The following is a 5,202-nucleotide window of genomic DNA, read 5'->3' on the forward strand; positions in this document are numbered from 1 at the left end:
ACGAGCTCGATGAACGCACTTCCTGTGAACAGCTCATCTGTACCCTTCGCAACACCTTTCGAGCCGTTTCTGACGATCTTCATGGGGATTCCTCCTTAGAATAGTAATGAACAAAGCCATTTCACAGTTTCAGGATCTCTGTGTGACAAGAACAAACTCTTTCCTGTGTCCAGTGCTGCGATCTTTTCCATATCTTCCTTGTTCAACTCGAAATCAAACACACTGATGTTTTCGATCATCCTCTCTTTTCGAACAGTCTTTGGAATCGTGACGATTCCTCTCTGAATGAGCCACCTCAGAATCACCTGTGCAACCGTTTTGTTGTATTTTTCTGCGATGGATTTGAGGACTTCGTTCTCGAAGATGTTGTTCCTGCCTTCTGCAAAAGGACCCCAGGCTTCAGGCTGGATGTTGTGCTTTCTCATGAATTTGATATCTTCCTGCCTCTGATAGAACGGGTGGATCTCGATTTGATTCACCGCAGGGACCACTTCGTGATGAACGATCAAATCCATGAGACGATCTGGATGGAAATTGCTCACACCTATGGCTCTCACAAGTCCTTCTTTGTAAAGTTCCTCCATGGCACGCCACGCACAGTGTACATCTCCAAAAGGTTGATGGATCAGGTAAAGATCGATGTACTCAAACTGTAGTCTCCTCAATGATCTTTCAAAGGCTTTCTTGGCGGATTCGTAACCAGCATCCTGTATCCAGAGCTTTGTTGTGATGAAGAGATCTTCCCTCTTCACGATTCCTTCATCAACCGCCCTTTTGACTGCTCTTCCAACACCCTCTTCGTTCATGTACGCTGATGCCGTGTCGATCAGGCGGTAGCCACCTTTGATGGCTTCATAAACACACTCTTCTGTTTGCTCTGGAGGGATTTGATAGACACCATAGCCGAGTATTGGCATTTTAACGCCGTTGTTCAATATAACTTCTGGAATCTGCATAATTCACACCTCCCCAAATTACATCGCCATTCTCAATATCTCCACGATATCTTCCTTGCTCAATGGCGGTATGCCCGGAAGTCTTCCTTGTTCGTCACAAAGTACCTCAAGAGTCTTTTCAGCCCAGTGCCAGAGCATGTCTTCTGTGATTTCTCCAATTTCAAGCTCAGAGAGGTGTGTTGGACATCCTATGGGATTTCAGGAATTCTTCAAACCTGTCGATACCTTCCATGGCTACTTCAAGCGTGTCTTTACCCTTCGCAGAGACTCCAAATATGCGTTGTGCAAACCGAGCAAATCGATCGGGATTGTGTTTCGCAGCAAAGCGCATCCATGCTGGATTTACCACCGCCAAACCCGCACCGTGAGGTATATCGTAAAGGGCAGAGAGGGCGTGCTCTATCTGGTGAACAGGATATGCTGCATACGTTCCCACATTTACCCATCCATTGAGGGCTACAATGGAAGCCCACTGAACCTGTGTTCTTGCTTCAAGATCTTGTCCGTTTTCTACCGCTTGGGGACCGTACTCGATTGCAGTGAGGACAACCCCTTCTGCGAACCTGTCCTGAATTGGCGTTCCTCCGACGCCGTTGAAGTAGCTCTCTGTAACATGGGTTATTATGTCTGCAACACCGTAGGCTGTGTGGTTCTTTGGAACGGTCACCGTAAGTTCAGGATCAACCACTGCGACGCGTGGATATAAAGCTTCAGCCATTACGAATGTTTTCAACGGTTCTTCTTCATCATCGATGGTGATAACAGCACCGTTGTTCATTTCTGAGCCGGTTGCCGCAAGTGTGGGGACTGTAATAATTGGAAGGGCTTTTTCTGGTAGTCTCTGTACCTTTCCAGCTCTCACAAACATATCCTTCGGATCCCCTTCGTAAAGCACCGTTGCCGCGATGACTTTCGATGCATCCATTACACTTCCGCCGCCAAGCGCTACTACCGCGTCACAATTTTCTCTTTTGGCAGTTTCCGCTCCCCTGATGACAGTTGAAAGCCTTGGGTTCGGCTCAACCCCGGAGAACTCAATAACTGTTACTCCCGCTTTGTTTAAACTTTCCACCGCTCTGTCGAAAACGCCTCTCCTCTTCACACTTCCTTTGCCGGTGACAAGCAATGCCTTCTTTCCGTACTGACTGACCACTTCACCCAACCTTTCGAGAGAACCAACCCCGAAGATCAACCTTGTTGGATTGTAATATTCAAATTTCATCACACTGTACACCTCCAAATACTTAGTGTAGTTCTGACGAAATTACGTTAGTACCATCTGTATAAAAAACTTATTAAAAAAATTTTACAGATTTTTTGCACAATTTTCCAACCCCATAAAATATTTGTATGGAAAGAAAATCTATTTATTGTGGATATATGATGGACGAACTGAGAAGTCAGCTCAAGGGAAGAATTTACAGATTTACAGAAAAAGAGCCCGTGGTGCATCTGATCCGGGGTCTCAAATTGATCCGCTCAGATCATCCAACAGAGCCCGCAAGCTACCTGATGCCACCCAGCATTTGCCTTGTCGTTCAGGGGGCTAAGCGAGTTCTGCTGGGCAAGGAGGTGTATGTTTATGATTCTGAAAAATTTCTTCTCACTTCCGTAGATCTCTCAGTAACCGCCCAGATTATTGAGGCTTCACAAGAGAAACCATATCTCGGCATAACATGGGGAATAGATTTAGATACTCTGAGAGAGCTGATCATAGAGTTAGATGTGTCACAAAAAATGGACCAAACTTCCCGTGGAATGGTTCTGGGCAGAGTAACACCACAAATCCTTGACGCCTTCAGAAGATTGATAGAGTTACTGGATGAGCCCGACCACTTATCTGTTCTTTCGCGTCTCATACAGAAAGAACTGATATATCGCCTCCTTATGAGTGAAGTCGGGCCGAGGCTGATTCAGATTGCTTTGCCTGGAAGTCATGGCTATCAGATTACGCTGGCGGTGGAGTATCTCAAAAAACACTTTTCTAAGCCTATTCGCGTGAAAGAACTGGCAGAACTTGGGAGGATGAGTACCTCCTCTTTTTACCAGCATTTTAAAGCCCTAACAGGGATGACACCTCTGCAATATCAGAAAAAACTACGCCTGTGCGAGGCAAGAAAACTTATACTCTCAGGCCTTGACGTTACCACAGCAGCATCTCAGGTGGGATACAACAGTCTTTCACAGTTTAGTCGGGAATACAAGAGGTTCTTTGGTGTTCAGCCCTCTCAGGATGCAAAGAATTTTCAGCAGAACGTTTACTCTGAGATTTCTTACTGATTTCGACGATCATTAGCCTTCGCAGCAGCCCTGCTTATCCATATTGTCGCAACAACCGTAATTACCGTAACAGCAAAAGCATAGGCGAGCATTGCGAGGATGTTCTCGGCAGTCCCGAAAACTGCCTTGAAAATCGCCTTTACAGTAGGCTAAAGCAGCAACAAGTCCGAAGGCAGAGGTTATGAAGGTTGAGAGCTTATCCAGAACTTCCTCCTTCACACTCATTTCGATCACCTCTGAAAAATCACTGAGTAATTAGCATTTCTGATTTAAATATATTTTCTAAGCCTTCTCGTAAGCCTTTAGAAACTCCTCTCTTTTTATACCAGCTTGGCGGCAGATAACTCTTAAAGTTGAGCCTTTTATCCTTTCATGGTTGGGCATAGTTAATGGAGTCTTAGTACCATCTGGATTCTCCTTTACCATCGATATATGGTTTCCAACCCTCACAATTTTGAAACCAAGGCCTTCTAATGCTTTTATGACCTTACGTTTAGGAGCATCTTTTGGAAATTTCATCAGATTACCACTTCTGCAATAAAAGTTTCAACAACCTCTTCTATATCCAAAACTTCATTCCCGAAAGTCTCTATGTGGAATTTAATTGCTGACTTGACATTTTCTAAAGCCTCTTCATAAGTGTCTCCTTCTCCAACTACAATACTCTTTAATCCTAAGGGGTAAGCTACATATCCCTCGGGGTGCTTTTCGACTATGATTTTTAGTGCTTTCATGTGGAGCACCTCCCTATTACTGTCTGTAACAAATTTATAAAGTTATTTCTCTCCCAAAATTAGGGCAGGTTTCCATCACACTCATTTTCAAACCCTGCCATATTATAGAACAGCCGATTCTGCTTGGATTAGCTTCAGGATTTTTTCAAAAACTTTGTTGGAGGTGTGATGTTTAAGCAGCTTGGTTACATTGGAAAATAAGGACAAGCTGAGAATGGGAGAATTCCCAGACGTCGTTATTGCTGCTACCGCCATTACATACGATTTAAAGCTCGTTACGAGGGATGAGCACTTCAAAAAGATTGATGGGCTTGAGGTCGAAGATTATTAACCTTAATTTGCCCTCGAAAAACATTCCTAAAACAACTTTGATTGTTGTTTTTCAACTTTCCTCTCTATTTGCATGATGTAGATTAATACAGACAATACCAAAGAGTCAACGAAAATTAGACTGTTTGGGTTGCAAAAATTCATTTACACTTTTCATACAACTACACCAATCTCAATTAACCATTTACGAACTTTTTCCTTAAGATCTTCACTGCCACCTCCATAAACAATGAACTCCGGCAAAATTTCTGAATTGGTGCACGTTCTTTTTATATCCTCCACTGTTCGCTGCTTTCCTCCACCACCATGGTTGATAAACGGGGCTATCTTCTTTCCCGAGAATCGTGCTGTGAGAGGAAGGTTGCAACAGGTGGTGCAATTGTTTTTAATGGCGGTTTGTAGCCTGCCCTCATCTCTCTTTGCCTGCTCCACCGTTTCGTTGTATGACTCAGGGGTAGGGTTTGCCGGTTCAATCTCAACGATGTCTCCTCCAACGAGTTCATGAATTATCTTTGCTATCTTGCGGGCGTTCCCAGACCAGGAGTAGTAAACGATCAGCGCCCTCATATTGAACTCCTCCTCATATCTCTTCAGGGTATTCTTCATCCGATACTTTTTCCAACCATTCCACTGTCTTTCCATCCACCTCTTCCTGAATGGCTATGTGCATCATTATTGCGTCAGGAGTGGCACCATGCCAGTGTTTCACACCAGCAGGGATCCAAACAACATCTCCGGGATAGATCTTCTCCGCCTTCTTTCCCCATTCTTGAACCAGCCCAACCCCAGCTGTCACTATCAGAATCTGTCCCGCTGGATGCGTGTGCCATGCGGTCCATGCGGTTCTTGAGCCCGGTTCGAACGTCACAAATGCAACCGTTACCCTGGGGGTTTTCCGGCCC

General features: G+C 44.6%; 9 protein-coding genes. 2 read left to right on the forward strand and 7 right to left on the reverse strand.

The window, feature by feature from the left end; all coding sequences use genetic code 11:
* Positions 1-95: 95 nt before the first annotated feature.
* Together BP07_RS00235 and BP07_RS00240 are read right to left on the reverse strand one after the other, a co-directional pair.
* The gene (locus tag BP07_RS00235; protein WP_042684223.1) at positions 96-956 is read right to left on the reverse strand and encodes an aldo/keto reductase; all 861 of its coding nucleotides are present in this window, start codon (positions 954-956) and stop codon (positions 96-98) included.
* Positions 957-1,122: 166 nt separating this feature from the next.
* Complete coding sequence (locus BP07_RS00240; protein WP_211247021.1) at positions 1,123-2,178, reverse strand: iron-containing alcohol dehydrogenase; 1,056 nt, start codon at positions 2,176-2,178, stop codon at positions 1,123-1,125.
* Positions 2,179-2,336: 158 nt separating this feature from the next.
* Between BP07_RS00240 and BP07_RS00245 the strand changes: the two genes are divergently transcribed.
* Complete coding sequence (locus BP07_RS00245) at positions 2,337-3,236, forward strand: AraC family transcriptional regulator (RefSeq protein ID WP_211247022.1); 900 nt, start codon at positions 2,337-2,339, stop codon at positions 3,234-3,236.
* Here the strand turns inward: BP07_RS00245 and BP07_RS09180 are convergent.
* From BP07_RS09180 to BP07_RS00255, 3 genes are all read right to left on the reverse strand, one after another.
* Positions 3,230-3,370: a DUF5654 family protein gene (locus BP07_RS09180; protein ID WP_394296282.1), complete on the reverse strand. Its 141-nt coding sequence runs from the start codon at positions 3,368-3,370 to the stop codon at positions 3,230-3,232. The two genes, BP07_RS00245 and BP07_RS09180, sit on opposite strands and share 7 nt — an antisense overlap.
* Positions 3,371-3,518: 148 nt before the next feature.
* Positions 3,519-3,755: a type II toxin-antitoxin system HicA family toxin gene (locus BP07_RS00250; protein ID WP_211247023.1), complete on the reverse strand. Its 237-nt coding sequence runs from the start codon at positions 3,753-3,755 to the stop codon at positions 3,519-3,521.
* On the reverse strand, positions 3,755-3,970 hold the full coding sequence (locus BP07_RS00255; RefSeq protein WP_042684228.1) for a type II toxin-antitoxin system HicB family antitoxin: 216 nt from the start codon (positions 3,968-3,970) through the stop codon (positions 3,755-3,757). Before BP07_RS00255 ends, BP07_RS00250 begins: the two co-directional genes overlap by 1 nt.
* A 181-nt stretch (positions 3,971-4,151) precedes the next feature.
* Here BP07_RS00255 and BP07_RS08505 point away from each other — a divergent pair, with 181 nt between their 5' ends.
* The gene (locus BP07_RS08505) at positions 4,152-4,301 is read left to right on the forward strand and encodes a PIN domain-containing protein (protein ID WP_211247024.1); all 150 of its coding nucleotides are present in this window, start codon (positions 4,152-4,154) and stop codon (positions 4,299-4,301) included.
* Between the two features lie 152 nt (positions 4,302-4,453).
* On the opposite strand, the gene BP07_RS00260 is transcribed toward BP07_RS08505, so the two are convergent.
* Both BP07_RS00260 and BP07_RS00265 read right to left on the reverse strand, forming a co-directional pair.
* Positions 4,454-4,867, reverse strand: a complete 414-nt coding sequence (locus BP07_RS00260; RefSeq protein WP_211247025.1) for a flavodoxin family protein — start codon at positions 4,865-4,867, stop codon at positions 4,454-4,456.
* 13 nt (positions 4,868-4,880) lie between these two features.
* On the reverse strand, positions 4,881-5,202 hold a 322-nt coding region (locus tag BP07_RS00265; protein WP_042684235.1), incomplete at its 5' end, for a (R)-mandelonitrile lyase.

Origin of the sequence: Methermicoccus shengliensis DSM 18856, assembly GCF_000711905.1 — an archaeon.
Classification (GTDB): domain Archaea; phylum Halobacteriota; class Methanosarcinia; order DSM-18856; family Methermicoccaceae; genus Methermicoccus; species Methermicoccus shengliensis.